The sequence below is a fragment of the Vibrio maritimus genome, assembly GCF_021441885.1.
In the GTDB taxonomy this organism is placed as follows: Bacteria; Pseudomonadota; Gammaproteobacteria; order Enterobacterales; family Vibrionaceae; genus Vibrio; species Vibrio maritimus_B.
This window is the reverse complement of the sequence record NZ_CP090438.1, coordinates 338,172-364,694: the sequence shown is the minus strand read 5'-3', so window position 1 is coordinate 364,694 and position 26,523 is coordinate 338,172. Positions and strand designations below refer to the sequence as shown.

Below are 26,523 nucleotides of genomic sequence, written 5' to 3'. Positions count from 1 at the left end.
TGCGTGATATCAGTGACGACTCTGCCCTTTTCGCTCTCGCCGCTTTCACGTATCCTAGGCGGCAATGAAAAACCAGTAGCAAAGAAGTGACAGTGAAAGCGGAACAAAAACACACACCAATGATGCAGCAATATCTGAAGCTAAAAGCAGAGAATCCAGATATCTTGCTGTTCTATCGAATGGGCGATTTTTACGAGCTGTTTTACGATGACGCGAAACGCGCATCTCAATTGCTCGATATCTCACTGACCAAGCGCGGCGCCTCCGCGGGTGAGCCTATTCCTATGGCAGGTGTTCCTTTTCATGCTGTTGAAGGCTACTTAGCGAAACTGGTCCAGCTTGGCGAATCGGTAGCGATTTGTGAGCAAGTCGGTGATCCTGCCACCAGCAAAGGCCCAGTTGAGAGAAAAGTCGTGCGCATCGTTACGCCCGGCACTGTCTCTGATGAAGCTCTGCTCTCGGAAAGGCTTGATAATCTTATTGCCGCAATCTATCACCAAAATGGCAAATTTGGCTACGCTACTCTGGATATTACCTCTGGTCGTTTTCAACTTTGTGAACCCAGTACAGAAGAAGCCATGCTGGCTGAACTGCAGCGCACTGCGCCTAAAGAACTCTTGTTTCCTGAAGACTTTGAACCTGTTGATATCATGGCAAGTCGCAATGGCAATCGTCGTCGCCCTGTGTGGGAGTTTGAGATTGATACTGCGCGCCAGCAGCTCAACCAACAATTTGGTACCAAGGATCTTGTCGGCTTTGGTGTTGAGAATTGTGTACTAGGTCTATGTGCGGCAGGCTGTTTGATCCAATACGTAAAAGACACCCAACGTACCGCGCTTCCTCATATCCGCTCATTGACACTAGACAGTCAAGATCAATCGGTCATTCTCGATGCGGCCACGAGGCGCAACCTTGAGTTGACCCAGAACCTGTCTGGCGGCCATGAAAACACGCTAGCGGAGGTGCTAGACCACACCGCAACAGCCATGGGTAGCCGAATGCTCAAGCGCTGGATCCATCAACCTATGCGCTGCCAAAAGACACTGAACTATCGTTTGGATGCCATCTCTGAGATCAAGCAAGACGCGCTCTATACCGAGCTTGCTCCAACGCTCAAGCAGATCGGCGACATCGAACGTATCTTGGCAAGGCTAGCACTGCGCTCGGCAAGACCTCGTGATATGGCTCGTTTAAGAAGCGCGCTGCAACAGCTACCGGAACTGGCGGTCAGTCTTGAGACCGTGGCGCATCCTTATCTCAAACAGCTGGCTGACTATTCTGCACCTATGGATTCGATGGCTGATCTACTTGAGCGAGCGATAAAAGAGAATCCTCCGGTCGTTATTCGTGACGGCGGTGTGATTGCCGATGGCTACAATGCTGAGCTCGATGAATGGCGCGACCTTGCCAACGGTGCTACTGCGTACCTCGAAAAGCTTGAGCATGATGAGCGTGACCGCCACGGTATCGACACGTTAAAAGTTGGCTACAACAATGTGCATGGTTTCTACATTCAGGTGAGCCGTGGTCAAAGCCATTTAGTGCCACCACACTACGTTCGTAGGCAAACTCTGAAAAATGCTGAGCGCTACATTATTCCTGAGCTCAAAGAGCATGAAGATAAGGTACTGAACTCAAAATCTAAGGCACTCGCCGTTGAGAAAAAGCTATGGGAAGAGCTGTTCGATTTGTTGCTACCAAGCTTAGAGCAGTTACAAAACCTTGCCTCTGCCCTATCTCAATTGGATGTACTGCAAAACCTTGCAGAGCGCGCAGAGAGCTTAGATTACTGCCGCCCGACGCTGAGCGAAAACGCGGGTATTCAGATCCAATCTGGTCGTCACCCTGTGGTAGAGCAAGTCATGGATGAGCCTTTTATTGCCAACCCAATCGCGCTTAACCCTGAGCGTAAAATGCTGATCATTACAGGTCCAAACATGGGTGGTAAATCGACCTATATGCGACAGACCGCGCTTATTGCTCTGATGGCTCACATTGGCTGCTATGTGCCCGCTGAATCAGCAGAAATTGGCTCATTAGATCGCATCTTTACCCGCATCGGAGCCTCTGATGATCTCGCATCGGGTCGCTCAACCTTTATGGTGGAGATGACAGAAACGGCGAACATTCTCCATAACGCCACGCAAAACAGCCTAGTGTTGATGGATGAGATTGGTCGAGGCACAAGTACCTACGATGGCCTTTCGCTCGCTTGGGCAAGTGCTGAATGGTTAGCAACCAAGGTTGGCGCGATGACGCTCTTCGCAACGCACTACTTCGAGCTAACAGAGATGCCGAATCAACTTCCTAACCTTGCCAATGTTCATTTGGATGCGGTTGAGCATGGTGATTCGATTGCGTTTATGCACGCGGTTCAAGAGGGTGCAGCAAGTAAGTCTTACGGTTTAGCCGTTGCTGGCCTTGCTGGCGTGCCAAAAGCGGTGATTAAGAACGCGCGCCAAAAACTGACGCAGCTAGAACAGATTGGTCAGAATCCCGCGCGAGCAGAGTCGCCACAAGTCGATATTGCTAATCAGCTAAGCTTGATCCCTGAACCAAGTGAAGTGGAAGAAGCACTGGCGCAGATTAATCCGGATGATTTGACGCCGCGTCAAGCGTTGGAAGAATTGTATCGGTTGAAGCAGCTGCTTTAGGTACGCGCTGCTACCCCCTCTAACTCCCCCTTATCAAGGGGGAGAACCAAGGCTAGCTCCTATCGCCGCATCGCCTTACATTCAATTTACAGCGCAATGTGGGTGACACACAATTGCTCACTAAGTGCAACGTCAAACTCTTGCTGTTGACCATCAAGTTCAACGACTAGGTTATATAGGTCGTCTTTATTAGGGGCTTCAAGGTTCGCATACTTAGGTGCTTCTATCTGAAACAGCGCCGATGCCTGATTAGCACGAACATCTATGGGCAGAAAATACGTCATGCCATTGAACTTAACAGAGGCAGAAACAAGCCCAGCACGAAATGTTTGGTAATGTAGGTCGACTTTAAACTCGCAGCCGCCACCATGGTGCCATATCTGCTCCATCGCCACATGCTCAAGGCGCACGTGAGGGATAAACTGAAGATAAGGCATTTGCCAAACCCCCATACGCTCATCGGTACGCGTTTTTTCTTGGACAAGTGAGCAGGTTGGGGCCTTATCTATATCAACGAGCAAGTCATCCTCATCGAACTCAAGAAACAGGATTTCAATTCGATTCGGTCCTTCCTGAAGATGGGCTCTGACCTCTTTACGATAGGTCGTCTCACTGCCATCACAATCTATCACTGCTCGCCCATTGATTCGAACTTCCGCATAGTAATCCACGCCACCAATCACCAAATCCACCGCCGGATTGGCGAGTTGCTGCTCGGTCAGTACAAAGTCGTGCATCAAGTGCCACTCTTGCTCGATAATGGATGGCTCTGATAGGTGATCAGGTAATACTTGGCTTAATGGGCCAGGAAACGTCAGATCATCTTGAGGAATAGAAAGATCCGTAAGGGGAGAGAGTTGCCAGAGGCCGTCGAGATTTATCTTCATTCGCTAAGTTTGACCCAGATCATATTTAGCGCAGTATAATCAAATCGTTTTTGGAAAGATAGCGTGATCAAAAAAGGTCAGCTTAGCTGACCTTTTCTCTAAAAGAGGAGTTACTCGTCTTCATCTTCTTCAGGGTAAAGTGCATCTTCACCTTCGTAGTAAGTACCCCAGCCATCGTAAATGATGTCGTACTTCTCTGCTAAGTGAACCAACTTCTCTACCTGCGCATCAATTTGTTCTGCATTAAGCGCCGACTCCATGGTCGCATCACAGCAAAGCAGCTTGTTGCCGTCTTCATCTTCGGTTTCTTCTGCTTCTAGAACTTCGAAACCCATCTTGAACGCTTCAACTACCGCTTTCTCTAGACGATCAAAGTCTTCTGCAAATAGGTGGTGCTCGATCTCGTAAAGTGCTTCTGGATCACTTCCATCTTCAATTAGTGCTTGAATGATATCGCGAGTTTCTTCCTTCTGAAATTCGATCAGTTCTTCAACGGACATATACTCATCTTGTTGAGACATAAAGTGCTCCAGCTATAAATAGGTTAACGGCATGAATGATACGAGAAGTCAGCGGAGATCGAAAGATCAAAACGAGATCTTTCCTGACTATTTTTGTCTTTGCTCCAAACGACGAAATTCGATCCAGATCACATAAACATAATTTTAACATTTCTCTATCTTTGGAAGCTGCCCGTGGTGATTCAGCCATTTGTGGTGACGATTGTTACGATTCATCAACGAAACATTATGAGATTGAAATGCATATCTGTATGTCCTTACTAAAGCGTCAGATAACAAGGTTTATTCGTTTAGCTGCTGTATTTCACCTTTAGCCCATATTTTTATGCACAAAACACTAATTAAAAATCAATAAAGACTCTCAAAACACTCTGCATATTCACGCATCAAGGGCGGCTTTTTTACTCTCAAAACAGTTCTATCATTATCTGTTAACAAAGCTGACACCAATAAATATTATGGTTTAAGTATGTATTTACAGTAATTTTAACTGCCACGCTAACTTGCATCTTGATCACAAGCTTGTCATAAATAGCGGCAGTTTAAAGCTGAAAGGAATCGTAATGAGTAAGTTGTACGTCGGCTCGGAAGTCGGTCAATTACGACGTGTTTTGTTAAACCGTCCAGAAAGAGCCCTAACCCACCTCACCCCATCTAATTGCCATGAGTTACTGTTTGATGACGTACTCGCGGTAGAAGCCGCTGGCGAAGAGCATGATGCATTTGCCAATACGCTACGCAGTCAAGATGTCGAGGTGTTGTTACTTCATGACTTGTTAGTTGAAACGCTTGCGGTCGAGCAAGCCAAAACCTGGCTTTTAGAGACACAGATTTCAGATTTTCGTTACGGACCAATCTTTGCCAATGAAATCCGTCAATATCTATCAGAGATGGACAACGAGCACCTAGCGACAGTGTTACTAGGCGGACTGGCTTACTCAGAATTGCCTTTGAAGACCCCTTCTATTCTTCAGAAAATGAGCAAGCCGCTCGATTTCGTGATCGAGCCGCTACCTAACCACCTATTTACCCGTGACACATCATGCTGGGTTTATGGTGGCGTGTCGCTGAATCCAATGATGAAGCCAGCACGTCAACGCGAGACTAATCATCTGCGTGCTATCTATCGTTGGCACCCGACCTTTGCGGGGCAAGACTTCATTAAGTACTTTGGCGATGAAGATCTGCACTACGACAACGCTAATATTGAAGGCGGTGATGTTCTCGTTATAGGTAAAGGGGCAGTACTGATTGGTATCTCTGAGCGCACGACGCCACAAGGTGTCGAAAACTTGGCTGCGAACCTATTTAAATCCGGCCAAGCTAGCCAGGTAATCGCTATCGACCTACCGAAGCATCGCTCTTGTATGCACCTCGATACTGTCATGACCCATATGGATGTCGATACCTTCTCTGTCTACCCAGAGATCATCAATGACAAATTGGATACGTGGCGACTTACAGCATCAAACGATGGTCAAATGCAGGTCGAGAAGCTACCGAATTATCTCAAAGCGCTCGAAAGTGCCTTGGATGTGGATCAGCTCAAGATCATCACAACCGGCGGTGACAACTACGAAGCAGAGCGCGAGCAGTGGAACGATGCCAACAACGTTCTTACTGTGAAGCCAGGTGTGGTGATTGGCTATGAGCGAAACGTCTACACTAACGAGAAATACGACAAAGCTGGGATTCAAGTTCTTACCATTCCGGGGAACGAACTTGGACGAGGGCGTGGTGGTGCTCGCTGTATGAGCTGCCCTATTGAACGCGATGGCATTTAAACATAACTATTTACAAAAGCCCCTATAAAGGGGCTTTTTTTGCATTTAATCAAAATAAATATTCACAAAATAAGAATTTATATGTATAACTAAAATCGAAAACTAATTCAGAGGTACGGACCATGGCTTACAACTTAAGAAATAGGAACTTTCTAAAACTTCTCGACTTTTCTCCTAAAGAGATTCAATTCTTGCTCGATATGTCGAAAGAACTCAAAGCCGCCAAATACGCTGGCACAGAACAGAAAAAACTCATCGGCAAAAACATTGCACTGATCTTCGAAAAAGCATCGACCCGTACCCGATGTGCTTTTGAAGTCGCTGCCTTTGATCAAGGCGCTCAGGTCTCTTACATTGGCCCGTCTGGCTCGCAAATTGGCCACAAAGAGTCAATGAAAGATACCGCGCGTGTATTGGGTCGTATGTACGACGGTATCGAGTACCGTGGATTTGGTCAGGAGATTGTCGAAGAGTTAGGCGCGCACGCAGGTGTCCCTGTTTGGAATGGTTTGACGAATGAGTTCCACCCAACGCAGATACTTGCCGATTTTCTCACTATGCTCGAGCACGGCAAAGGCAAACAACTGCATCAGATGAAATTTGCTTACCTTGGCGATGCACGCAACAACATGGGTAATTCACTCATGGTTGGCGCAGCAAAGATGGGTATGGATATTCGCCTTGTCGCGCCAAAAGCATTTTGGCCAGAGCAAAGCCTTGTTGATGAATGCCAAACTATTGCCCTATCAACTGGCGCATCCATCACGTTGACCGAAGACGTTCAAGCGGGTGTCGCGGATTGTGACTTCCTTTATACCGACGTTTGGGTCTCGATGGGTGAATCTGCCGAGGCTTGGGATGAGCGAATTGCCTTGATGAAACCGTACCAAGTCAACATGGATATGATTAAAGCAACCGGCAATAAAAACGTGAAATTTATGCACTGTTTGCCAGCATTCCACGATGATCAGACGACTATAGGTAAGGAAATTGCGGATAAATATGGACTCAATGGCCTTGAAGTGACCAATGATGTGTTCGAGTCTGAATATTCAATCGTTTTTGATGAAGCAGAGAACCGTATGCATACTATTAAAGCGGTCATGGTTGCTACATTAGGCAGTTAACAAATATCACACTAATTGACGCTAAATGTTTGATGTAATCGCTTGCGCTCCCAAAATTTGGGCGTATAATTCCTCGCAATTTGTCTGGGGAACGATTAATGGCGCAAGCGAGTTTGACATCACTACACACTCTCGATAAGCAATTTGCTTATCATGCACCGTTATTATTTCCTATCGAATTCTAAGCCTCCCATCATGGGGGGCTTTTTTATGGTCGTTAATCTCTAAATCACTTAGAGAAAGTATCTGGTCTGGTTGTAACTATAGGGAAGATAAACATGGCGAATACGCTCTATCAAAAGCACATTATCTCGATTCCGGAACTGTCACGTGAAGAGCTAGAGCTCATCGTAAAGACAGCGGGTCAACTGAAATCCAACCCTCAACCTGAGTTAATCAAGAATAAAGTCGTGGCAAGCTGCTTCTTCGAGCCATCGACACGTACCCGACTTTCATTCGAAACGGCTATCCAGCGCATCGGTGGTGATGTGATTGGTTTCGACAGTGGCGGTAACACCTCTCTAGCGAAAAAGGGTGAGACACTTGCAGACTCTGTGCAGGTCATTGCTTCCTATGTTGACGCGTTTGTTATGCGCCACCCACAAGAAGGCGCAGCGCGTCTAGCCTCAGAGTTCTCAAACGGTGTGCCTGTTATCAACGCCGGTGATGGTGCGAACCAACACCCAACGCAAACGCTACTCGACCTGTATTCTATCTATGAAACTCAAGGTCGCCTTGATGACATCAACGTGGCGTTTGTTGGTGACCTAAAATACGGCCGTACGGTTCACTCACTCACGCAAGCTCTGGCGAAGTTCAACAATGTTCGCTTCTACTTCATTGCACCAGAAGCGTTAGCGATGCCAGATTACATCTGCGAAGAGCTAGAAGAGGCAGGTATCCAATACAGCCTGCACACGGACATCGACAGCGTTGTTCCTGAACTTGATATCCTATACATGACTCGAGTACAAAAAGAGCGCTTTGATGAGTCAGAGTACGCTCATATTAAATCGGCGTACATTCTGTCAGCAGAAACGCTAAAAGACGCACGTAACAACCTTAAGGTGCTACACCCACTGCCTCGCGTGGATGAAATCACGGTAGACGTAGATAAAACGCCTTACGCTTATTACTTCCAACAGGCAGAGAATGGCGTATACGCACGTGAAGCACTGCTTGCCCTTGTTCTTAACGAAGCACTTTAAGGAGATATTCAGTCATGGCTAAAGAAACACAATTGCAAGTTGAAGCAATCAAGAACGGCACTGTCATCGACCACATCCCTGCAAACATCGGCATTAAAGTGCTTAAACTATTTGCAATGGACCAATCGAAGCAGCGCGTCACCATTGGCTTGAACCTGCCTTCTTCGGCACTGGGCAGTAAAGACCTGCTGAAGATTGAAAATGTATTTGTTACCGAAGAGCAAGCGAACAAGCTTGCCCTCTATGCGCCACACGCAACGGTCAATCAGATTGAAAACTACGAAGTGTGCAAAAAGCTGGCTCTAGAACTACCAGAGACAATTACTGGCGTATTCGAGTGTCCAAACAGTAACTGTATTACTCACAACGAACCCGTCGATAGCAGCTTTAAGGTATTCGAGAAGCACGATGACATTCGCTTGAAGTGTAAATACTGCGAAAAAGTCTACTCGCGCGAGATTGTGACTGAGCGATAGAACCCGCTCACTAAATCCTTGTTAATAGATATTCAAGCCTACGATATTTCTAAACATCGTAGGCTTGATTTTTATTTGTCCTAGAGGCAGTCTAGACCTCTTACTAATCCCATCATAATGGATAAAACGATGACAAAAGTACTTCATACAGAATCTGCACCAGCAGCAATCGGTCCTTACGTTCAAGGTGTTGACCTAGGCAACATGGTACTGACTTCAGGTCAAATCCCAGTAAACCCGCAAACGGGTGAAGTGTCTGACGACATTTCAGAGCAAGCACGTCAGTCTCTAGACAACGTAAAAGCTGTGGTTGAAGCCTCTGGCCTAACTGTTTCTGACATCGTTAAAATGACAGTATTCGTGAAAGACCTAAACGATTTCGGTACGGTCAACGAAGTATACGGCAAGTTCTTTGATGAGCACGAAGTAGCAAACTACCCAGCACGTTCTTGTGTAGAGGTTGCTCGTCTTCCTAAAGATGTGAAAATTGAAATTGAGGCGATCGCGGTTCGCAAATAATCGCTCTGCTTGAATAGAAAAAAGGGTTGCCATTGGCAACCCTTTTTCGTTATTTCTTGGCGTTCAGTTCAGCGACTTCGGCATCTAACTCGGCAAGTTTCTCGACCATTTGCTCACGGCAGACATTGGCAAGCTTGCGTACGTCCTCTTTTCCGTAGCCTTCTACTGAGACTGGCGGCAGCATCTCTACGATGATATGTCCGTTATCCCACTTATTAAGCTTAAGGTGGCTTGTGCTGCTGCACACGATAGGGATGATTGGCACGTCGGCGCCAATTGCTGCGTGGAAAGCACCTGTTTTAAATGGTAGCAAACCGCGACCGCGCGAGCGCGTCCCTTCCGGGAACATCCATACCGACAAGTTACTCTTCTTCATACTATCAACCACTTGGTCAATCGTACCTTTTGCCTTACTGCGGTTAGCACGATCAATCAGGATGTTACCCGTTAGATAGTAAAGCTGACCGAAAAGCGGCATCCAAAGTAAGCTCTTCTTACCAACGGTCACAACGTTTGGTGTCACCGCTGAAGATACCGTGAAAAGATCCCAGTTATTTTGGTGGTTGGCGATATAGATGTGCTGACCACGCTTGTATGCATCTTCTGGAAGACGAAGGTCGAGCTTAACGCCAAGGATTTTAGACATGGCACCAAAGTAACGACCAAAAGTAAATACGTGTTTTGGGTTTCTCGGGCTAAGTAGACAGTAGCCACAACCAAATACAAACATCACTACAGCGAAAATAGCCACTGCGATGCAGCGAAGTAAAGCAACCATTTTGTTCTCCGACAATGGCTTCATAAAAAAGCCGAAACCCTTGGATTTCGGCTAATTGAATCTTAAATGTTATTATTCATCGCCCGCGACACGGGTAATGTTGGCACCGAGCGCTGACAATTTGTCTTCGATGCGCTCATAACCGCGATCGATGTGATAGATGCGATCCACCAGCGTCTCACCATGAGCAATACAGCCTGCGATAACTAGGCTTGCAGATGCACGAAGGTCTGTCGCCATCACTTGAGCGCCGCTCAAAGAATCGACGTCACCACAAATCACGGTGTTGCCTTCGATCTCTGCTTTTGCACCCATACGCATTAGCTCTGGCACATGCATAAAGCGGTTTTCGAAGATAGTTTCCGTGATCACACCACCGCCTTTCGCCATCATGTTCAACAGCGTGAACTGTGCTTGCATGTCGGTTGGGAAGCCTGGGTGTGGCGCGGTACGAATCGAGACGGCCTTGAGCTCACGGCCTGTCATATCAAGCGAGATCCAGTCTTCACCGGTCTCAATATCAGCGCCCGCTTCTTCTAGCTTCGCTAGCACTGCCTCAAGAAGGTGTGCGCTGGTATTACGACATACTACTTTGCCGCCCGATACCGCAGCAGCAACCAAGAAGGTTCCTGTTTCGATACGATCAGCCACTACCGTGTGCTTGCCACCCGATAGACGCTCAACACCCTCAATAGTAATGGTGTCGGTACCTGCACCTGTCACTTTAGCACCAAGCTTATTGAGGAAATCGGCCGTGTCTACAATCTCAGGCTCACGCGCTGCGTTATCTAGCACAGTGGTGCCTTCAGCAAGCGTCGCTGCACACATGATAGTGATGGTCGCACCAACACTGACTTTATCCATCACGATATGAGCGCCTTTCAGACGACCATCGACTTCGGCTTTTACGTAGCCGTCTTCTAGCGTGATGGTTGCACCAAGCTGCTCTAGACCGTGAATATGAAGGTCCACTGGGCGGGCACCGATAGCACAGCCACCTGGCAGCGATACTTGGCCTTTACCAAAACGCGCCACAAGTGGGCCTAATGCCCAAATCGATGCGCGCATGGTTTTAACCAGATCGTAAGGAGCGCATAGCTCATTGATTTCACTGCCATCAACATGAACCGAACCATTACGACGTACTTTTGCGCCAAGGCGGCTAAGCAGTTTCATCGTCGTATCGATATCGCGAAGATGGGGAACGTTCGCTACCTCAACTGGCTCTTCAGCCAGGATAGATGCAAACAAAATTGGTAGTGCTGCGTTCTTAGCACCAGAGATCGACACTTCACCTGTCAGCGGCGCATCCGATCCAATAACTCGAAACTTATCCATTAATAAACCTTACAGAGACATCAGCTTTTTATCACGAGCCCACTCTTCTGGAGTATAGGCTTTAATTGAAACTGCGTGGATGTCATTACGCTGAATGTATTCCATCAGAGGACCATAGATCATCTGCTGCTTTTTAACTCGGCTCATGCCTTCAAATTGAGCATCTACCGCGATAACTTCATAGTGACTGCCTTCGCCTTTGACGTGCAGCTCTTCTAGGTTCAACGCGTTTTGTAATAGTTCCTGTACTTTTGTGCTATCCACAAGATACTCCTAAATGTGTTTCTCTATGACTGATTCAACGTTATATAGCTGAAACAGTATGTTCAGCTCATCGGGCACGAAGCTGAGCATTATATGACACTTTCGATTTTTTGCATGCTCTAATAAGTGGATTAACATCACCAATCCTGCAGAATCGAAGCGTTCAACCTGCTCGAGCTCCAACTTAACCTCTGGCTGGGTGAAAGAAACCGTTTGAATCGTGCGCCAAAGCTCGGGCACAGTGTCGCGGTCAATATTACCCACCAGAGCAAGCGTTGTGTCAGTACGCTGTTCTAATTTCGCCACCACGATTACTTACTACCTTCAAAACGAATAGGTGCCTTCGCTAACTGTTCGAGCTCTTGCGCCACGGAGAGCACGCCTTCTTGGCGAATTTTAGTATTCCACTCTGACTGCTTGCTGGACAGTAAGCTTATGCCCTCAGCAATCATATCAAAGGCTTTCCACTCACCGGTTTTCTTATCTTTGCGAAGCTTAAACTCAAGATTTATGTTCGGTCTTGGGGAGTCCATAATGGTAACCTTGACGCCGATAATTGTGGTTTTGTCGTCGATCTTAGGCTCGGGACCAAACTTCACGTCTTGCCCAGTATACTGCGTCAAAACCTGAGCATAAGAGGTCACCAGATAGGCACGAAATGCCTCGATAAACTCGAGCACCTCTTCACGCTTGGCTCCCTTGAGGTTTGGACCCAGCAATTTAAGCGCCGCATAGCGATAATTCACATAGGGCATCAGCTCTTCCTCAACCACCACCTTGAGGTAGTCAGGATCAGCCTGAATTTTATCTTGCTCTGCTCCCAAACGTGAAAATGCCTTGTCGGACACCTTCATAATCATATCGTAAGGCTGTGTCGCATCAATCTCTGTTGCCATCACATTCAATGACATAAACAGCGCAGAGACCATCAAAATAAACCGTTTAAACATGGTGTTACTCCTTACTTGTCTCATCAGAACCACCAATGCTGTAGAGCACCTGGCCTATCATATCTTCAAGCACTAATGCCGACTTTGTATCTTCAATACGGTCGCCATCCGCTAGGTAGCCTTCATCGTCAAATACAAAACCAGGGACCAAGCCGATGTACTGTTCGCCTATCAGACCTGAGGTCAGTACCTGCGCGCTTGATGTTTCTGGAAACTGGTAATCACTGCTGATCGACAGGCTGACCACAGGTAAAAATGACTCTTTGTCGAGGTGGATATCGCTCACACGCCCAATAACCACTCCGCCTACTTTTACTGGTGAGCGCACTTTAAGGCTGCCTATGTTGTCGAATCTTGCTTCCAAGGTGTAAGTGTCACCCGAGCCGAGACTCTTCACGTCAGCAACCTGAAAAATCATAAACAAGATTGCGCCAAGGCCCAACAACACAAAACTGCCTACCCACAATTCCAACTTTCTTGTCTGTTGCATCAAGAGTTCCTTTAATTATTGCTTTAAGCTTAGTTGCCAAACATTAAGGCAGTAAGAACAAAATCCAATCCGAGCACCGCGAGGGAAGAATGCACCACAGTGCGAGTCGTTGCTTGACTGATACCCTCAGAGGTCGGCGTCGCGTCATAACCATTAAACAGCGCAATCCAAGTTACTGTGATGGCAAAGACCACACATTTAATTGCGCTGTTACCAATATCTCGTCCAAGTTCCACAGAAGACTGCATCGCAGACCAAAAGCTGCCATGATCAATGCCCTTCCAGTCAACACCCACTAGCTGTCCACCCCATATGCCGATGGACATAAAGATCATCGCGAGCAGTGGCATAGAGATCACGCCCGCCCAAAAACGAGGTGCTATCACCCTCTTGAGAGGATCAACCGCCATCATTTCTAAACTCGATAGCTGCTCTGTTGCCTTCATCAAGCCAATTTCAGCTGTAAGCGCCGAGCCAGCTCGCCCAGCAAACAGCAACGCAGTGACCACAGGACCAAGCTCACGAAGCAATGAGAGTGCCACCATCTGGCCTAAACTGCCTTCGGCGCCATAGTCCACCAGCACGACATAACCTTGTAAGCTCAGTACCATGCCTATAAATAGTCCTGAAACCATAATGATCGCCAAGGACTGCACGCCCACGTTGTGAAGCTGTTTCACTAACAAGGGAAAGTGTTTTTTAGGTTGTGGTCTGGATAGCAGCACACCGAGCAGCATAAACGTAGCGCGCCCCCAGGCATAACCGATAGAGAGCGCTCGTTGACCAACTTTCTGAATCCACAGAGTAGGTGTCGTCATATTAGAAGAGCTCCTGTTCTAGGGGCATGGCGGGGAAGCGAAACGGCACTGGCCCATCCGCGTCACCATTGAGAAATTGTTGAATCTGAGGATCGGGGTTGTTACGAAGCTCATCTGGTGTCCCTTTCGCCACAATCTTGCCATTCGCTAATAGGTATACCCAGTCTGCTATCGACATGACTTCAGGCACATCGTGTGAGACCACCACAGAGGTGACATTGAGCGCGTTATTGAGTTTACGAATAAGCTCTACCAACACCCCCATAGTAATCGGGTCTTGGCCAACAAAAGGTTCATCGTACAAGATAAGTTCAGGGTCGAGTGCGATGGCTCTAGCCAGAGCGGCACGCCGAGCCATACCGCCAGAGAGTTCACTTGGCATCAAATCCGCCGCGCCTCGCAGACCCACCGCCTCGAGTTTGAGCAACACAAGTGTGCGAATCATGGATTCATCAAGAGCGGTATGCTCTCGTAGGGGAAAGGCAACATTGTCAAACACAGTCAAATCAGTAAACAGTGCACCTGACTGAAATAACATGCTCATTTTCTTGCGAACCTGATAGAGGCGTTTGCGAGACAGAGTAGGAATATTATCGCCGTCAAACCACACCTCGCCTTGGTCAGGCAGCAGTTGCCCACCGATCAAGCGCAGTAGTGTTGTTTTGCCGATCCCTGATGGTCCCATAATCGCGGTGACTTTTCCTTTTGGAACATGCAGCTCAATGTCATCGAAAATGACACGAGAGCCACGAGAAAAAGACAACCCGCTAATCGAAACCAAGTCGTTGTTTGACATAGACTTCCCTATCTCGAATTTCAAACTCAGTGACTCTCCATAATAATGATACAAGCGTGCAATTAAAACCCTAAGCTTCATTCAGTTGTATAAACAATTCAACAAATTCACAGTGATTAGGGAATAAGAGAGGTCACTCTAAAAAAACAGCAAAAGGTTTGCCTGTACTTTTAAAGGTACGCAATTCCGAGCGCTATCGGTATTTTATTTATTGATTAGCTTCCATTTTGGATGACAAAGCGTCAAAATTAGCCGCCAAATGTCTCAGAAAAAAATAAGTGGATTTAAACATGCTTGAAGCCGTGGTGTTTCTGATTATTGGACTAGTTTTTCTCGTATGGAGCGCGGATAAACTGGTGTTTGGTGCTGCAGCGTTGGCACGCAATGTTGGTATCTCGCCTTTAGTGATTGGTATGACGATTCTGGCAATGGGCTCTTCCGCGCCAGAAATGATGGTTTCAGCAACAGCAGCATTAGACGGAAAGACGGACACCGCCGTGGGTAACGTCCTCGGTTCGAACATTGCCAACATCGCACTTATCCTCGGCATTACCGCCATGATCAAACCGCTTTCTATCTCTTCAGCGGTTCTGAGACGCGAACTCCCACTGATGATTGCGGTCACACTAGTTGCGGGCCTTATTTTGTGGGATAGCCACCTCGGTTTCCTCGAGGGCGTCATTCTGTTTGCCCTATTCGCTGCCTTTATCTTGGCCATGCTACGAATCAGTAAGGCTGAGCGAGAGACAGGTAATAATGATGCTCTACTAGACGACCAAGAATCTGAGGTCCCAGAGGGGGTCAGTAACGGCAAAGCCGCTATGTGGGTGGTTATCGGTCTCATCGTGCTGCCATTAGCGGCCGATCGTTTGGTGGACAGCGCCGTCACCATTGCACAATATTTTGGTATGAGCGACCTTGTCATCGGTCTGACGATTATTGCGATTGGTACTAGTTTACCAGAGCTTGCCGCGTCGCTAGCAGGCGTACTCAAAGGCGAAGATGATATGGCGGTCGGTAATATCATCGGCTCAAACGTATTTAATATCCTAGCGGTAATGGGTATCCCGGGCATTCTTAACCCGTCAGTGCTCAGTGATCACGCGATGGGGCGTGATTTTTGGGTCATGCTAGGCTTGTCTTTATTACTGGTCGTTATGGCGCTAGGTAAGTCGAAAAGCATCAACCGTATTGAAGGGGGAATCTTGTTTATCCTCTTCTTAGGCTACCAAATCTACCTGTTCGCAAACATGGCGGCGTAGGAGCAGCAGCATGTCTGATTTTGATTTTATTCGCAGTGCAAAGCGAGTTTTAGACACCGAAGTTCAAGCACTAGTGCACCTAGAGCGCTATTTCGATGAGCAGTTTGAAGCGGTATGTCGCGCCATCATAGAGCACAAAGGCAAAGTCATTGTGATGGGAATTGGCAAGTCAGGACATATCGGTAAAAAGATCGCTGCGACACTCGCCAGTACTGGTACATCCGCATTTTTTGTTCACCCGGGTGAAGCTGCCCATGGCGATCTGGGTATGATCGAAGCTCATGATCTGGTGATTGCTATCTCCAATTCTGGTGAGGCGCATGAGATTATCAGCCTGTTCCCAGTGTTCAAACGCTTAGGGATCACTACGGTAAGCATGACTGGCAAGCCAGCGTCAACCATGGGTAAATTGTCTGATTTCCACTTACAGATTACCGTGCCTAAAGAAGCCTGCCCACTAGGTTTAGCGCCAACCTCTAGCTCCACAGCGACGCTTGTTATGGGCGATGCTTTAGCTATCGCACTGCTTGAGGCTCGTGGATTCAGCGAAGAAGACTTTGCACTCTCTCATCCAGGTGGCGCGCTTGGTCGCAAACTACTTCTCAAACTCAGCGACATTATGCACTCTGGAGACGCACTACCTATGGTCAACCCGACTATGCTAGTGAGAGACGCCCTACTCGAGATTTCCAACAAAGGTCTGGGTATGACGACCATCGTTGACGAGAACAGTGCATTACTTGGTATCTTCACCGACGGTGACTTACGCCGAATTTTAGACCGCCGAGTGGATATTCATGAAACCACGATTGGTGAAGTGATGATTGCCAATCCAACGACAGCAACGCCAAACATGCTTGCTGCAGAAGGTCTGAACTTGATGCAATCAAAGAACATAAACGGTCTGGTACTACTGGACGATAATAAAGTAGTGGGTGCCTTGAACATGCACGATCTACTCAAAGCAGGAGTGATGTAGTGTCGGAACAAGTCGAAACCTTATACGGTTCAATCAACAAAAGCATCGTTGACAAGGCAGCAGGCATCCAGCTTTTGATTTGCGACGTTGACGGTGTATTTTCTGACGGCCTTATCTACATGGGTAATGATGGCGAAGAACTTAAAACCTTTCATACCCGTGATGGCTATGGTGTCAAAGCACTAATGAGCGCGGGTATCCAGGTTGCCATAATCACCGGCCGAAACTCTAAGATTGTCGAGAACCGAATGAAAGCCTTGGGTATCTCATTGATTTACCAAGGACAAGATGACAAAGTAGTGGCGTATCAAGACATCTGTCAAAAATTGAACATCGATGCTCAGAACACGGCATACATTGGTGATGACCTAATCGACTGGCCTGTCATGGAGCAAGTTGGGTTAGGTATCTGTGTTGCTGATGGGCATCCTTTGCTCGCGAAAAAGGCTGATTATGTCACCTCTATTCGTGGCGGACACGGCGCTGTTAGGGAAATCTGTGATCTGATCCTAGAATCAAAGGGAGAACTTGAGCTTCACAAGGGTCTAAGTATATGAGTTTATCTCGTATTCTTTACAGTTTACTTGCAATTATTGCAGCAGGCAGTACTTACTACCTGTACAGCAAGGATGACTCGAATGTCATCCAAATAGAGCCAGATATCGAACTGCCCGCTTTTAGCGGCACAAACTTACACAACATTTCGTACAGCGACACTGGAGTGCGCAGCTACAGCATAAGCTCTGCACACCTTGAGCATTTCTCCAAGAAAGGAGAAACGGTATTTCAGCAACCCGTTCTGCGTATTTTCGCTAACGGAGAAACGCAAGAGTGGGAAATATCCGCCGAGAAAGCCGTGCTGGACAAACAAGAAGTCCTGACGCTGTATACGAATGTCGTCGCACAAAACTTGCTGGCAGACTCTGGCTTTGACACCTTGTCTACCCAGCAAATGAGTATCAAACTCGAAAATCGTGATTTTTGGGTTGACAGCAAAGTCATTATGCTGGGCCCTAAATTTGAAACGCAGGGAGAAGCGATGAAAGGAAACTTCGCTAACCACCTCGCGGAACTGTATAAAAAAGTGAATAGCAAATATGAAACTCTCGCACCTTAGTCTCAGCCTGTGTTTGTTGCTTCCGACAGCGGCGCTGGCGCTATCAACGGATACTGAACAACCGGTATACATTGACTCAGACACGCAGCAGCTTGATATGAAAAGTAATCAAGTGACCTTTGCAGGTGATGTGAAGTTAAAACAAGGCAGTATTAACATCAACGCCGACAAAATTGTCGTTACTCGAGAGGCACAAACTGGGGCGATTCAAGTAATCCAAGGTTTTGGCGATCTCGCCACCTTTTCTCAGTTGACTGACGATGGTAAAACCCTATACGGCGAAGCGAAAGAGCTTCACTACTCGCTAAAAGACGATCAGCTCACGATGAAGCAACAAGCCATGCTGTCTCAAGACGACAGTGTCATCCGAGGTACTACAATTAAGTACCGAATTTCATCACAAAAGCTGGTTGCTGATGGCAACGCCAATGAGCGTGTATCCACGGTTCTTCAACCACAACAAGTTCAAGAGAAGTAGAGTCCAGTATGGCATTACTTAAAGCTGCGCATTTGGCGAAAAGCTATAAAAACCGCAAGGTCGTATCCGACGTGAGCCTGTCGGTAGAGTCAGGTCAAATTGTCGGTTTGCTTGGCCCGAATGGCGCAGGTAAAACAACCTCGTTTTACATGATCGTTGGCCTGGTTGCTCGTGATGAAGGTACGATCACTATCGATGACAATGACATCAGCATTTTGCCTATGCATAGCCGCGCCAAAATGGGCATTGGCTACTTACCTCAAGAAGCATCCATCTTCCGCAAGTTGAGTGTTGAAAACAACATTATGGCGGTTCTTGAAACGCGTAATGAGCTCACTCAAGAGCAAAGACAGGACCGACTGGAAGATTTGCTTGATGAGTTTAATATTCAGCATATCCGCAAAAGCGCAGGCATGGCCCTCTCCGGTGGCGAGAGAAGGCGTGTAGAAATCGCTAGAGCTCTGGCTGCAAACCCGCAGTTTATTCTGCTCGATGAGCCATTTGCTGGGGTTGACCCAATCTCTGTAATTGATATAAAGAAAATCATTGAACACTTGCGCGACAGAGGGTTGGGTGTCCTTATCACCGACCACAATGTGCGTGAAACGCTAGATGTCTGCGAAAAAGCCTACATCGTAAGTCAAGGTCACTTGATCGCTGAAGGAAGTCCTGAAGATGTTCTCAATAATGAACACGTAAAACAGGTTTATCTCGGTGAACAATTCAGACTATGATTTAATAGGCACGGATACAATATTTATAATAGGCCCATAACACTGCATGAAACCCTCATTACAACTCAAGCTAGGTCAACAGTTAGCGATGACGCCTCAGTTGCAACAAGCAATTCGCTTGCTGCAGTTGTCCACGCTCGATTTGCAGCAAGAGATCCAAGAGGCACTGGACTCAAATCCTCTTCTCGATGTCGAAGAATCTTCCGAAGAATCGAACAGCGAAGAGAAAGCGAGCTCAGACAGCAAAGATGAGGGCACTACTGCAGAGGTCGCTAGCGAGCCCGATCTCAAGGACAGCTCTGAACAGATTGAAAAATCAGAGATTTCCAATGAACTCGAGATGGATACCACTTGGGACGACGTCTACAGTGCCAACACAGGTAACACAGGTATCGCCGTTGATGATGATATGCCGATCTATCAGGGTGAGACGACACAGTCACTGCAGGACTACCTCGTCTGGCAGCTTGATTTAACACCTTTCTCTGAGACCGATCGTGCCATTGCACTCGCTATTATCGACGCAGTAGATGACTACGGATATCTCACCCTATCCTGTGAAGACATTCTTGAGAGTGTCGATATTGAAGATGTCGAGCTTGATGAAGTCGAAGCGGTTCGCAAACGCATACAGCAGTTTGATCCACTCGGTATCGCGTCGCTCAATCTTCAAGACTGCCTACTGCTACAACTTGCCACCTTCCCTGAGGATACACCGTGGTTAGCTGAAGCCAAGTTAGTGCTCACTCATCACATTGACCAGTTGGGTAACCGAGATTACAAACTCGTTATCAAAGAAACCAAGCTTAAAGAAGCAGAGCTTCGCGAAGTTCTAAAACTGATTCAACAGCTCGACCCAAGACCCGGTAGCAAAATTACCCCAGATGAAACGGAATATGTCGTTCCTGACGTATCCGTGTTTAAAGACCGCGGAAAGTGGGTGGTACAGATTAACCCTGACAGCGTACCTAAGCTCAAAGTGAACCAACAATATGCTCAGCTAGGTACTGGTAACAGTGCGGACAGCCAGTATATTCGCTCAAATCTTCAAGAAGCCAAATGGCTAATCAAAAGCCTAGAGAGCCGCAATGAAACGCTGCTCAAAGTAGCGAAGTGCATTGTAGAGCATCAACACGACTTCTTTGAATACGGTGAAGAGGCCATGAAACCTATGGTGCTCAATGACGTCGCGCTTGCCGTCGACATGCACGAGTCCACCATATCTCGTGTCACCACACAAAAATATATGCATACTCCGCGAGGCATTTTTGAGCTCAAATATTTCTTCTCCAGCCATGTCTCAACCGACAACGGTGGCGAATGCTCATCAACTGCCATCCGCGCCCTAATCAAGAAGCTTGTTGCTGCGGAAAACCCAGCCAAGCCATTGAGCGATAGTAAAATCGCAGCTCAACTCGCTGACCAAGGAATTCAGGTCGCTAGGCGAACCATAGCGAAATACCGTGAATCTCTGGGCATCGCCCCTTCCAGTCAGCGAAAACGCCTACTTTAAGGTCATTAACTAAGAAGGAAAGTCTATGCAAATTCAAATTACAGGCCACCATGTTGATCTCACTGATTCAATGCAAGACTACGTTCACAGTAAATTTCAGAAGCTCGAGCGCTTTTTTGAGCATATAAATAACATTCATGTGGTTTTAAAAGTTGAAAAACTAAACCAGATCGCCGAAGCTACGCTCCACGTAAATCAAGCTGAAATTCACGCAGCCTCCAATGACGAGAGTATGTATGCTGCGATTGACTCGTTAGTAGATAAGCTAACTAGACAACTGAATAAGCATAAAGAAAAATTAAGTAATCACTAAAATGCAAATAAGTGAAGTATTAACATTGGACTGCACCAAAAGTGCAGTCCCTTGTACGAGCAAAAAGCGCGCCCTAGAAATCATTAGTGAGATCGCCGCAGAGCACACCGGACAAAACTCAACGGAACTGTTCGAGTGTATGCTCAGCCGCGAAAAAGTGGGCAGTACCGGTATCGGCAATGGAATCGCCATTCCTCACGCTCGTATGCAAGACAGCGATAAAGCTGTCGCCGTATTGTTGCAATGCCAAGATGCCGTTGACTTTGATGCCATTGACAATCGTCCGGTCGATCTTATGTTCGCCCTGCTTGTGCCAGACGCTCAATGCAAAGAGCATCTAAAGACACTTTCTTGCATGGCTGAACGTCTTAACGACAAAGCCGTGTTAAAACAACTTCGTAATGCTCAAAGTGACCAAGAGCTTTACGACATTATCGTTAGTCACTAATCAAGGAAGAAAGCTGACATGCGTTTGGTTGTGGTAAGTGGACACTCAGGGGCTGGCAAAAGTGTCGCTCTTCGTGTGTTAGAAGACTCTGGCTACTACTGCGTCGACAACCTTCCCGTCGATCTTCTCGGTCCTTTTGTCGATTCAACGCAAGATACTCAGCAAAGTGTCGCGGTAAGTATTGATATTCGAAACTTACCCAAGAATCTAGCTCAGCTATCACTGACACTCGACCAACTTAGTCTCAAGCATGATGTAAAGCTGCTGTTTTTGGATGCCAGCAAATCAGTGCTACTCACTCGATACAGTGAAACTCGTCGAATTCACCCGCTTTCACAAAGAGAAGACAAGCTGTCTCTAGAACAAGCTATCGACCTAGAACACTCTCTCCTTGCCCCAATCAAAGAGCAAGCAGATTTCATTATCGACTCAAGTGAGCAGTCGATTCATGATTTAAGTGAAACCATACGCTTTCAATTAGAAGGTCGAGAGAAGAAAGAGCTGGTCATGGTCTTCCAGTCTTTTGGCTTTAAGTTCGGTATGCCAAACGACGCTGATTATGTGTTTGATGTGCGCTTTCTGCCTAACCCACACTGGCAGCCAGAATTGCGTCCAATGACAGGGCTCGACGCTCCGATTAAGTCTTTCCTTGAATCTTATCCAGACGTCATCGAACTAAAGCAACAGATCCAAGGGTTCGTTGAGCGCTGGCTTCCTCTGTTAGAAAAAAACAACCGCAGTTACCTTACGGTTGCGATTGGTTGCACCGGTGGTAAGCATCGCTCAGTCTACATTACTCAACAAATTGGTGAGTACTTCGAACAGCTTGGGCACAAAGTCAAAATCCGTCACGCCTCGCTAGAAAAAAACAAATAGGAAGTTACATGTCTCACTCACGCACTGTTCTTATTCTTAACCGTCTTGGTCTACACGCCCGCGCAGCGGTTAAACTGGTTGAACTTGCGCAGAGTTTTGATGCCACAGTGACGATATGTAACCACGAACAGAAAGAAGCCACGGCCGATAGCGTCATGGGTCTTCTGATGCTCGAGTCGGCTCAAGGTGAAAATATCACCATTAAAGCGACAGGCACTCAAGCAGAGCAAGCGCTCAATGCGGTATGCGACCTAGTTGAGCATCGCTTCGATGAAGATGAATAGTATCTAAACACTCCCCCCCCTCCTGACAAAAACTTTCTCCTCATTCATAACTTCTTATTAATTAACAAGCAGAATTAGGCTAATATTCAGTACATTAAAAAGCAGTTGAGTGTAGGGGGCATCCATGGCAGAGCAAATAGAATTCGATCAAGCTCACCAAACCCTCCAAGAAGTCACTGAAGCGCTCGAAAATGGTCGCTTCGTATTCGTTCGTAGACAACTTCAGGACATGGAGCCTGAAGATATTGCCCACCTTTTAGAGGCCTCTCCACGAAAAAGCCGTGAGGTTTTGTGGCAACTTACCGATCCTGAAGACTATGGTGAAATCCTCGATGAACTCAACGAGGATGTAAAAGACGCCCTTGTCTCTAAAATGGCACCAGAGAAGCTTGCAGAAGCGACTGAGGGCATGGATACCGATGACGTTGCATACGTCCTACGTAGCCTTCCTGACGATGTCTCTCGCGAAGTTCTTTCACAGATGGATGCCGTCGATCGACTGCGTGTCGAAACCGCACTGTCGTACCCCGAGGATACCGCTGGCGGTATCATGAATACCGACTTCATTACCATTCGTAGTGATGTTGATGTCGATGTGGTATTACGTTACTTGCGTATGAAAGGGGAGCTTCCAGAAGCCACTGATGCGCTTTATGTTATTGACGAAGACGATATGCTGATTGGTCACCTTTCTTTGACCACTTTGTTAACCACTCAGCCCGATATCAAAGTTAGTGACGTCATGGACGATGCCGATGAAGCGATTCACGTCGAAACCAGTGACTCGGATGTGGCATCGCTGTTCGAACGTCGTGACTGGGTCTCGGCACCGGTTGTCGATAGTGAACATCACCTCGTCGGTCGTATCACCATCGATGACGTGGTTGATATCATTCGTGAAGACGCAGAACACTCGATGATGAGTATGGCGGGTATGGATGATGATGAAGACACTTTTGCTCCAGTGGTCAAATCGGCAAGGCGTCGCAGCGTATGGTTAGGTGCTAACGTACTCGCTGCACTTGCTGCTGCCTCGGTTTCAAATATGTTTGAAGCAACGCTAGAGCAAATGGCAGCCATTGCCGTCTTGATGACGATCGTGCCTTCAATGGGTGGAGTTGCCGGTAACCAAACCGTGGCACTTGTAATCCGTGGATTGGCGCTCGGGCACATTGGTGACAGTAACCGCAGAGAGTTATTACTAAAAGAAGCCGCTATCGGCTTTCTCAACGGCATACTGTGGGCACTGATTATTGGTGGTATCGTTGTTGCTTGGAAAGGCGATTGGATGTTAGGTGGTATCATTTCTGCAGCAATGATGACCAACCTATTGGTCGCAGGGGTTGCAGGTGTAACTATCCCAATTCTTCTGAAAAAAATGAACATTGACCCTGCATTGGCCGGAGGGATGGCGTTAACGACCATCACAGATGTTGTCGGTTTATCGGTATTCCTTGGTCTCGCGACCATAATGATCAGTTAGAACAAAGGCTCCGTAAGGAGCCTTTTTTAATGAATTTAAAACAGTGATGAGTAGCTAGAGTTTTCTTCTCAATAACAGCAATGCAATCGTCAAGAACACTAAGCTTGGCCCTAACGCACCAAACAGTGGTGAGATGCCATAAACCAAGCTAACGGGACCAAAGAACTCGCTAGAAATATAGAAGGTAAAGCCAGCAACAACACCCGAAAGTATACGTGCCCCCATGGTAACGCTACGAAGCGGTCCAAACACAAAAGACAGTGCCATCAACATCATAACCGCAACGGAAATTGGCTGCGTCGCTTTACGCCAGAAAGCGAGCTCATAACGAGAAGCGTCTTGCTCGGACGCTTTCAAATATTGCGTGTAGTCCCACAACCCACTTAAAGGCAGCTCATTAAGGTCAACTGTAACGATCGCCAACTTGTCGGGTACCAGTGACGTGCGCCACTCTTGTGTCTCCATGGTCTCTTTACTCAACACAACATCATTCGCCATGTCAGTCACATGAACGCCATGCATTTCCCAAAGGTTGTCACCCAAGTAATCGGCACTGTCGGCATAGATGGTCGTGGTCAAATGTTTATCGGTATCGAAGCGCCATAAATTCAGTCCTTCGATCGATTGCCCATCGACCTTAGAAATAAAAATAAAGTCATTGGCATCACGAGCCCAAACCCCGTTGCGGACTGAAACAATACTGCCGCCCGATATCGCCTCAAGCCTTAAGTCACGAGCCATTTGCTGCGTCGTTGGCGCCCCCCATTCACCGAGAGCCATCACCACAAGCATAAGGGGAAGAGCGGTTTTCAGTACGGAGAATCCGATGCGGACTTTTGAAATACCAGCGGCCTGCATGACCACAAGCTCTGAGCTACTCGCAAGCATACCTAGGCCCACCAGCGAGCCTAATAATGCGGCCATTGAGAAAAACAGCTCAATATCACGCGGCATACTCAGCAACACAAAATAGACAGCAGACAACATGTCATAGCTGCCCTCACCCACCGCACGCAACTGCTCTACAAACTTAATCACCGCTGACAAACCAACAAAGACCGACAGCACCAATAAAATGGTGGTGATAATAGTGCGACCAACATAGACGTCTAAGATTCTAAACACGCTTAGGCTACCTCTTGCTTCTTAAACCGCTTACGACGCCAGTTTTCTCTGAATCGTCGGACAGGTACGGTATCCCATGTGTTAACGCCTATCGCTGCCACCAACAGGGCAAAGTTGACGGGCCACAGACCAATATACGTTGGAAATGCGCCATCTTCTAACGCGGACTTCATCGCACTGATTGCCATAAAATACGCAAAATAAACAAAGATCGCAGGTCCCATTTTAGCAAACTTGCTTTGTCGTGGATTCACAGCAGATAAAGGCACCACCAGCATGGTGAGCAGAGGGATACAAACCACAAGTGAAATCCTCCAGTGCAGCTCAGCTTGTGCTTTCGGTGTCGGATCACTGATAAGGTCGAGCGTTGGTATCGCCATCCAAGAACGCCCTCTTTGCTGAACTTCTCGTTGGCCTATCACCCCTTCGTATTCCGAGAAGTCGGTAATCATGTATTCCAAACGAGTGGGAACGCCTTCGTAGCGAACGCCATCGTATAGCGCGATGATCTGTCGCCCATCACTAAGCTCCTTCACATCCCCCGACTTCGCCGAAATCACACTCGGTAATACAGAATCACGAGGGCTAAGCTGTGCCACAAACACATTTTCTAGTTTGCGATTGCGAATATCATCAATGAACACGACCGAAGAGCCGTCTGGCGTGCGTTGAAAACTGCCTGTTTGCAGCAGTTCAACTGAGTTTTCAGACGCCAGCTTCTCACGAATCTGTACTTCTTGTTCTTGAGTCCATGGCGCGAGCCAAAATGCGTTCACAGCGGCCAACGTCGTGGTAATAACCGCTAGATACATGGCGGCACGAATAAGGAATTTGTTGCCAATGCCCGTGGCATTCATAACGGTAATTTCACTTTCAGCGTATAGACGCCCAAAAGTTACCAATATGCCTATGTATATACTCAACGGGAACATCAAAAGCCCCATGGTTGGCATACTGATGCCCGCTAACGTCATGATGAGCCCAGCAGGAATACTTCCATCTGACGCGTCAGCAAGCACTTGGATAAATTGACGACTGAAAAACACGAGAAAGAGCACGAAAAAGATGGCTAACTGGCTCTTAACTGTTTCTCTGATCAAATATCTAACAATAATCACAGTGAAAACACCTATACAAAACTTGTTTTTTTGATTGAATCGCTATAGTTTTCGGGTAAACCTTTTATTTTTTACTTTTTTGATCGATTCTTATCTTTAGATTATAGGCCGAATTGGCACATAAATTTCAAACACTAATAATCGATTATCTAACATTTAGTTCTATTTGTCTTTAGGATGTAG

Annotated in this window: 30 protein-coding genes; 18 read left to right on the top strand and 12 right to left on the bottom strand. The window is 47.1% G+C overall.

Features of this window, described 5'->3' with window-relative positions; translation table 11 throughout:
• Positions 1 to 92: 92 nt before the first annotated feature.
• Complete coding sequence (mutS, locus tag LY387_RS01680) at positions 93 to 2,654, top strand: DNA mismatch repair protein MutS (protein WP_234495108.1); 2,562 nt, start codon at positions 93 to 95, stop codon at positions 2,652 to 2,654.
• A gap of 86 nt (positions 2,655 to 2,740) precedes the next feature.
• On the opposite strand, the gene LY387_RS01675 is transcribed toward mutS, so the two are convergent.
• A complete protein-coding gene (locus LY387_RS01675; RefSeq protein WP_234495107.1) occupies positions 2,741 to 3,541 on the bottom strand; it encodes a glycosyl hydrolase 2 galactose-binding domain-containing protein in 801 nt (266 codons plus the stop codon).
• Positions 3,542 to 3,651: 110 nt separating this feature from the next.
• Positions 3,652 to 4,062 (bottom strand): ribonuclease E inhibitor RraB, encoded by a 411-nt coding sequence (gene rraB, locus LY387_RS01670; RefSeq protein ID WP_234495106.1) that lies wholly within the window; start codon positions 4,060 to 4,062, stop codon positions 3,652 to 3,654.
• Positions 4,063 to 4,625: 563 nt separating this feature from the next.
• Between rraB and arcA the strand changes: the two genes are divergently transcribed.
• The 5 genes from arcA to LY387_RS01645 all read left to right on the top strand — a co-directional run bounded on the left by arcA (position 4,626) and on the right by LY387_RS01645 (position 9,176).
• Positions 4,626 to 5,846: an arginine deiminase gene (gene arcA, locus LY387_RS01665; RefSeq protein WP_234495105.1), complete on the top strand. Its 1,221-nt coding sequence runs from the start codon at positions 4,626 to 4,628 to the stop codon at positions 5,844 to 5,846.
• Positions 5,847 to 5,968: 122 nt separating this feature from the next.
• The gene (gene argF, locus LY387_RS01660; protein WP_128650196.1) at positions 5,969 to 6,973 is read left to right on the top strand and encodes an ornithine carbamoyltransferase; all 1,005 of its coding nucleotides are present in this window, start codon (positions 5,969 to 5,971) and stop codon (positions 6,971 to 6,973) included.
• Between the two features lie 278 nt (positions 6,974 to 7,251).
• On the top strand, positions 7,252 to 8,181 hold the full coding sequence (gene pyrB / locus LY387_RS01655; RefSeq protein ID WP_128650199.1) for an aspartate carbamoyltransferase: 930 nt from the start codon (positions 7,252 to 7,254) through the stop codon (positions 8,179 to 8,181).
• A gap of 14 nt (positions 8,182 to 8,195) precedes the next feature.
• The gene (pyrI, locus tag LY387_RS01650; RefSeq protein ID WP_042473223.1) at positions 8,196 to 8,657 is read left to right on the top strand and encodes an aspartate carbamoyltransferase regulatory subunit; all 462 of its coding nucleotides are present in this window, start codon (positions 8,196 to 8,198) and stop codon (positions 8,655 to 8,657) included.
• Positions 8,658 to 8,786: 129 nt separating this feature from the next.
• Positions 8,787 to 9,176, top strand: coding sequence for a RidA family protein (locus LY387_RS01645; protein ID WP_042473220.1), 390 nt, complete (start codon positions 8,787 to 8,789; stop codon positions 9,174 to 9,176).
• Between the two features lie 49 nt (positions 9,177 to 9,225).
• Here the strand turns inward: LY387_RS01645 and LY387_RS01640 are convergent, their stop codons facing one another.
• The 8 genes from LY387_RS01640 to mlaF all read right to left on the bottom strand — a co-directional run bounded on the left by LY387_RS01640 (position 9,226) and on the right by mlaF (position 14,610).
• The gene (locus LY387_RS01640; RefSeq protein ID WP_042473217.1) at positions 9,226 to 9,954 is read right to left on the bottom strand and encodes a 1-acylglycerol-3-phosphate O-acyltransferase; all 729 of its coding nucleotides are present in this window, start codon (positions 9,952 to 9,954) and stop codon (positions 9,226 to 9,228) included.
• A gap of 72 nt (positions 9,955 to 10,026) precedes the next feature.
• Positions 10,027 to 11,292, bottom strand: a complete 1,266-nt coding sequence (gene murA / locus LY387_RS01635; protein ID WP_042473215.1) for a UDP-N-acetylglucosamine 1-carboxyvinyltransferase — start codon at positions 11,290 to 11,292, stop codon at positions 10,027 to 10,029.
• Between the two features lie 9 nt (positions 11,293 to 11,301).
• Positions 11,302 to 11,556 carry a BolA family iron metabolism protein IbaG gene (gene ibaG / locus LY387_RS01630; protein WP_042473211.1) on the bottom strand — a complete coding sequence of 85 codons (255 nt, stop codon included), beginning with the start codon at positions 11,554 to 11,556 and terminating at the stop codon, positions 11,302 to 11,304.
• 9 nt (positions 11,557 to 11,565) lie between these two features.
• On the bottom strand, positions 11,566 to 11,868 hold the full coding sequence (locus tag LY387_RS01625; RefSeq protein ID WP_234496035.1) for an STAS domain-containing protein: 303 nt from the start codon (positions 11,866 to 11,868) through the stop codon (positions 11,566 to 11,568).
• Positions 11,868 to 12,506, bottom strand: a complete 639-nt coding sequence (gene mlaC / locus LY387_RS01620; protein ID WP_234495104.1) for a phospholipid-binding protein MlaC — start codon at positions 12,504 to 12,506, stop codon at positions 11,868 to 11,870. The genes LY387_RS01625 and mlaC overlap by 1 nt, the downstream gene beginning before the upstream one ends.
• A gap of 4 nt (positions 12,507 to 12,510) precedes the next feature.
• Complete coding sequence (gene mlaD, locus LY387_RS01615; protein ID WP_128650063.1) at positions 12,511 to 12,996, bottom strand: outer membrane lipid asymmetry maintenance protein MlaD; 486 nt, start codon at positions 12,994 to 12,996, stop codon at positions 12,511 to 12,513.
• Positions 12,997 to 13,025: 29 nt separating this feature from the next.
• Positions 13,026 to 13,814, bottom strand: coding sequence for a lipid asymmetry maintenance ABC transporter permease subunit MlaE (gene mlaE / locus LY387_RS01610; protein ID WP_128650062.1), 789 nt, complete (start codon positions 13,812 to 13,814; stop codon positions 13,026 to 13,028).
• 1 nt (position 13,815) lies between these two features.
• Complete coding sequence (gene mlaF / locus LY387_RS01605; RefSeq protein ID WP_042473202.1) at positions 13,816 to 14,610, bottom strand: phospholipid ABC transporter ATP-binding protein MlaF; 795 nt, start codon at positions 14,608 to 14,610, stop codon at positions 13,816 to 13,818.
• Positions 14,611 to 14,900: 290 nt separating this feature from the next.
• Here mlaF and LY387_RS01600 point away from each other — a divergent pair, with 290 nt between their 5' ends.
• The 12 genes from LY387_RS01600 (at position 14,901) to mgtE (ending at position 24,097) form a co-directional block, all read left to right on the top strand.
• Entirely contained in the window at positions 14,901 to 15,872 is a 972-nt protein-coding gene (locus LY387_RS01600; RefSeq protein ID WP_234495103.1) for a calcium/sodium antiporter, read from the top strand.
• Positions 15,873 to 15,882: 10 nt separating this feature from the next.
• On the top strand, positions 15,883 to 16,851 hold the full coding sequence (locus tag LY387_RS01595) for a KpsF/GutQ family sugar-phosphate isomerase (RefSeq protein WP_234495102.1): 969 nt from the start codon (positions 15,883 to 15,885) through the stop codon (positions 16,849 to 16,851).
• A complete protein-coding gene (gene kdsC / locus LY387_RS01590) occupies positions 16,851 to 17,408 on the top strand; it encodes a 3-deoxy-manno-octulosonate-8-phosphatase KdsC (RefSeq protein ID WP_234495101.1) in 558 nt (185 codons plus the stop codon). The genes LY387_RS01595 and kdsC overlap by 1 nt, the downstream gene beginning before the upstream one ends.
• Positions 17,405 to 17,968: an LPS export ABC transporter periplasmic protein LptC gene (gene lptC / locus LY387_RS01585; RefSeq protein ID WP_234495100.1), complete on the top strand. Its 564-nt coding sequence runs from the start codon at positions 17,405 to 17,407 to the stop codon at positions 17,966 to 17,968. The genes kdsC and lptC overlap by 4 nt, the downstream gene beginning before the upstream one ends.
• Complete coding sequence (gene lptA / locus LY387_RS01580) at positions 17,949 to 18,446, top strand: lipopolysaccharide transport periplasmic protein LptA (protein WP_042473195.1); 498 nt, start codon at positions 17,949 to 17,951, stop codon at positions 18,444 to 18,446. Before lptC ends, lptA begins: the two co-directional genes overlap by 20 nt.
• 8 nt (positions 18,447 to 18,454) lie before the next feature.
• Positions 18,455 to 19,180, top strand: coding sequence for an LPS export ABC transporter ATP-binding protein (lptB, locus tag LY387_RS01575; RefSeq protein WP_128650057.1), 726 nt, complete (start codon positions 18,455 to 18,457; stop codon positions 19,178 to 19,180).
• A gap of 46 nt (positions 19,181 to 19,226) precedes the next feature.
• Positions 19,227 to 20,693: an RNA polymerase factor sigma-54 gene (locus LY387_RS01570; protein ID WP_234495099.1), complete on the top strand. Its 1,467-nt coding sequence runs from the start codon at positions 19,227 to 19,229 to the stop codon at positions 20,691 to 20,693.
• Positions 20,694 to 20,718: 25 nt separating this feature from the next.
• Positions 20,719 to 21,006, top strand: coding sequence for a ribosome hibernation promoting factor (gene hpf, locus LY387_RS01565; protein ID WP_042473188.1), 288 nt, complete (start codon positions 20,719 to 20,721; stop codon positions 21,004 to 21,006).
• 1 nt (position 21,007) lies between these two features.
• Positions 21,008 to 21,454 carry a PTS IIA-like nitrogen regulatory protein PtsN gene (gene ptsN, locus LY387_RS01560; protein WP_042473185.1) on the top strand — a complete coding sequence of 149 codons (447 nt, stop codon included), beginning with the start codon at positions 21,008 to 21,010 and terminating at the stop codon, positions 21,452 to 21,454.
• Positions 21,455 to 21,472: 18 nt separating this feature from the next.
• Positions 21,473 to 22,330 carry an RNase adapter RapZ gene (gene rapZ, locus LY387_RS01555; RefSeq protein WP_234495098.1) on the top strand — a complete coding sequence of 286 codons (858 nt, stop codon included), beginning with the start codon at positions 21,473 to 21,475 and terminating at the stop codon, positions 22,328 to 22,330.
• Between the two features lie 8 nt (positions 22,331 to 22,338).
• Positions 22,339 to 22,614, top strand: a complete 276-nt coding sequence (locus LY387_RS01550) for an HPr family phosphocarrier protein (protein ID WP_042473181.1) — start codon at positions 22,339 to 22,341, stop codon at positions 22,612 to 22,614.
• 124 nt (positions 22,615 to 22,738) lie between these two features.
• Positions 22,739 to 24,097 carry a magnesium transporter gene (mgtE, locus tag LY387_RS01545; protein ID WP_234495097.1) on the top strand — a complete coding sequence of 453 codons (1,359 nt, stop codon included), beginning with the start codon at positions 22,739 to 22,741 and terminating at the stop codon, positions 24,095 to 24,097.
• Between the two features lie 54 nt (positions 24,098 to 24,151).
• Here mgtE and lptG read toward each other — a convergent pair whose 3' ends face one another.
• Both lptG and lptF read right to left on the bottom strand, forming a co-directional pair.
• Positions 24,152 to 25,222, bottom strand: coding sequence for an LPS export ABC transporter permease LptG (lptG, locus tag LY387_RS01540; RefSeq protein WP_042473178.1), 1,071 nt, complete (start codon positions 25,220 to 25,222; stop codon positions 24,152 to 24,154).
• A 2-nt stretch (positions 25,223 to 25,224) separates the two neighbouring features.
• Entirely contained in the window at positions 25,225 to 26,340 is a 1,116-nt protein-coding gene (lptF, locus tag LY387_RS01535; protein ID WP_042473175.1) for an LPS export ABC transporter permease LptF, read from the bottom strand.
• Positions 26,341 to 26,523: the final 183 nt, after the last annotated feature.

What these genes read in the sequence shown, in the direction of transcription:
- LY387_RS01675 (WP_234495107.1), bottom strand. Translation starts at nt 3,541, where the DNA reads ATGAAGATAAATCTCGACGGCCTCTGGCAACTCTCTCCCCTTACGGAT.
- rraB (WP_234495106.1), bottom strand. Translation starts at nt 4,062, where the DNA reads ATGTCTCAACAAGATGAGTATATGTCCGTTGAAGAACTGATCGAATTT.
- arcA (WP_234495105.1), top strand. Translation starts at nt 4,626, where the DNA reads ATGAGTAAGTTGTACGTCGGCTCGGAAGTCGGTCAATTACGACGTGTT.
- argF (WP_128650196.1), top strand. Translation starts at nt 5,969, where the DNA reads ATGGCTTACAACTTAAGAAATAGGAACTTTCTAAAACTTCTCGACTTT.
- pyrB (WP_128650199.1), top strand. Translation starts at nt 7,252, where the DNA reads ATGGCGAATACGCTCTATCAAAAGCACATTATCTCGATTCCGGAACTG.
- pyrI (WP_042473223.1), top strand. Translation starts at nt 8,196, where the DNA reads ATGGCTAAAGAAACACAATTGCAAGTTGAAGCAATCAAGAACGGCACT.
- LY387_RS01645 (WP_042473220.1), top strand. Translation starts at nt 8,787, where the DNA reads ATGACAAAAGTACTTCATACAGAATCTGCACCAGCAGCAATCGGTCCT.
- LY387_RS01640 (WP_042473217.1), bottom strand. Translation starts at nt 9,954, where the DNA reads ATGGTTGCTTTACTTCGCTGCATCGCAGTGGCTATTTTCGCTGTAGTG.
- murA (WP_042473215.1), bottom strand. Translation starts at nt 11,292, where the DNA reads ATGGATAAGTTTCGAGTTATTGGATCGGATGCGCCGCTGACAGGTGAA.
- mlaC (WP_234495104.1), bottom strand. Translation starts at nt 12,506, where the DNA reads ATGTTTAAACGGTTTATTTTGATGGTCTCTGCGCTGTTTATGTCATTG.
- mlaD (WP_128650063.1), bottom strand. Translation starts at nt 12,996, where the DNA reads ATGCAACAGACAAGAAAGTTGGAATTGTGGGTAGGCAGTTTTGTGTTG.
- mlaE (WP_128650062.1), bottom strand. Translation starts at nt 13,814, where the DNA reads ATGACGACACCTACTCTGTGGATTCAGAAAGTTGGTCAACGAGCGCTC.
- mlaF (WP_042473202.1), bottom strand. Translation starts at nt 14,610, where the DNA reads ATGTCAAACAACGACTTGGTTTCGATTAGCGGGTTGTCTTTTTCTCGT.
- LY387_RS01600 (WP_234495103.1), top strand. Translation starts at nt 14,901, where the DNA reads ATGCTTGAAGCCGTGGTGTTTCTGATTATTGGACTAGTTTTTCTCGTA.
- LY387_RS01595 (WP_234495102.1), top strand. Translation starts at nt 15,883, where the DNA reads ATGTCTGATTTTGATTTTATTCGCAGTGCAAAGCGAGTTTTAGACACC.
- lptC (WP_234495100.1), top strand. Translation starts at nt 17,405, where the DNA reads ATGAGTTTATCTCGTATTCTTTACAGTTTACTTGCAATTATTGCAGCA.
- lptA (WP_042473195.1), top strand. Translation starts at nt 17,949, where the DNA reads ATGAAACTCTCGCACCTTAGTCTCAGCCTGTGTTTGTTGCTTCCGACA.
- lptB (WP_128650057.1), top strand. Translation starts at nt 18,455, where the DNA reads ATGGCATTACTTAAAGCTGCGCATTTGGCGAAAAGCTATAAAAACCGC.
- LY387_RS01570 (WP_234495099.1), top strand. Translation starts at nt 19,227, where the DNA reads ATGAAACCCTCATTACAACTCAAGCTAGGTCAACAGTTAGCGATGACG.
- hpf (WP_042473188.1), top strand. Translation starts at nt 20,719, where the DNA reads ATGCAAATTCAAATTACAGGCCACCATGTTGATCTCACTGATTCAATG.
- ptsN (WP_042473185.1), top strand. Translation starts at nt 21,008, where the DNA reads ATGCAAATAAGTGAAGTATTAACATTGGACTGCACCAAAAGTGCAGTC.
- rapZ (WP_234495098.1), top strand. Translation starts at nt 21,473, where the DNA reads ATGCGTTTGGTTGTGGTAAGTGGACACTCAGGGGCTGGCAAAAGTGTC.
- LY387_RS01550 (WP_042473181.1), top strand. Translation starts at nt 22,339, where the DNA reads ATGTCTCACTCACGCACTGTTCTTATTCTTAACCGTCTTGGTCTACAC.
- mgtE (WP_234495097.1), top strand. Translation starts at nt 22,739, where the DNA reads ATGGCAGAGCAAATAGAATTCGATCAAGCTCACCAAACCCTCCAAGAA.